Origin of the sequence: Kiloniella spongiae (genome assembly GCF_001026905.1) — a bacterium.
In the GTDB taxonomy this organism is placed as follows: domain Bacteria; phylum Pseudomonadota; class Alphaproteobacteria; order Kiloniellales; family Kiloniellaceae; genus Kiloniella; species Kiloniella spongiae.
The window spans coordinates 1-525 of the sequence record NZ_LAQL01000064.1 but is presented as its reverse complement, the minus strand read 5'-3'; the positions used below and the strand labels follow the sequence as shown (position 1 = coordinate 525).

The window sequence follows — 525 nt, the reverse complement described above, 5'->3', positions numbered from 1 at the left end:
GCCGTGGGTGTTAAGAGTGCCATTTTACCCCTAAATGCGATCTTTCCGCCAAACTTGTTTCAATATGACCTGAAATCAGCTGCTGCGAATATTAAAGATCAGCTTCTGGCAAACCTGCATTTGAATTTAAACCTGCCGACTTTGCGTTTTACCGGGATGCCATCTGCGATAGCTTTAAAAAACGCAAGCTTTAAAGTGACAGCACCAAAGCTACAAGGTCAGTCAACACGTGAAATCTATGCAGGTATCACTGGCACGCTTGAGGCCAAGATATCCAATCAGCCTCTTGATTTTAATTTTTATATTTTAGCGGAAAAGCCTGGATCGGAACCAAAACCAATCACCCTCAGAGGGGATACGAAATCAAGTCTGAATTTTGCTTCCTTCAGGGCTTTTACCTTGAATGGTCTAAATCTGATTGCCGAGAAGAGTGGTAATGGTTGGTCTGTTTCTTTGGATGCGCAATCAAAGCTGAATAATAAAGATATCGACGTATCTGCCTCAGTTCCGCCCGCAGGTCCGTCA

General features: G+C 43.6%; 1 protein-coding gene. It reads left to right on the top strand.

The genetic code is table 11. The features are described from left to right. A partial coding sequence (locus tag WH96_RS22220; RefSeq protein WP_162200185.1) for a hypothetical protein occupies positions 1–525 on the top strand: 525 nt, incomplete at both ends.